The sequence below is a fragment of the Stenotrophomonas sp. YIM B06876 genome, from assembly GCF_030711595.1.
Taxonomy (GTDB): Bacteria; Pseudomonadota; Gammaproteobacteria; order Xanthomonadales; family Xanthomonadaceae; genus Stenotrophomonas.
This window is the reverse complement of the sequence record NZ_JAUJUJ010000182.1, coordinates 1,110-1,573: the sequence shown is the minus strand read 5'-3', so window position 1 is coordinate 1,573 and position 464 is coordinate 1,110. Positions and strand designations below refer to the sequence as shown.

Genomic DNA, 464 nt, shown 5'->3' with positions numbered 1-464 from the left:
AGCGCACCCTGCGCTGCAAGCAGGCTACGCGGGCCGCAGAGCCGCAGGCCGACTGGCCACGGCTTTACCATGAATGTTTGACCAACCTGACGCAGCAACGCCGCCAGGGTCTGATGCGCTGGCTCAGCTCAGACAGCCCCGCCAAGCCCTAATGCGCACGGTTCGACGAGCCCCAATAACTACAACGCCATCGAGACACCATGGACTTTGAGCTCACCGAAGAACAACGCGCCTTTGCCCAAACGGCGCGCGACTTTGCCCAGGCGGAACTCGCGCCGCACGCCGCGCTGTGGGACGCCGAAGGCATCTTCCCCAAAGAGGCGATTGCCAAGGCCGGCGAACTGGGTTTTTGCGGCCTGTATGCACCCGAGGCCGCCGGCGGCCTGCAGCTACCCCGCCTCGACGCCACGCTGGTGTTCGAGGAAATGGCGGCCGTCGACCCATCGACCACCGCCTTCATCACC

1 protein-coding gene is annotated in these 464 nt (G+C 65.3%); it reads left to right on the top strand.

The annotated features are described in order from the left end of the window. Window positions 1-200: 200 nt before the first annotated feature. The coding region (locus QZH66_RS15875) for an acyl-CoA dehydrogenase family protein (protein ID WP_305806861.1) at window positions 201-464 on the top strand (264 nt) is incomplete at its 3' end.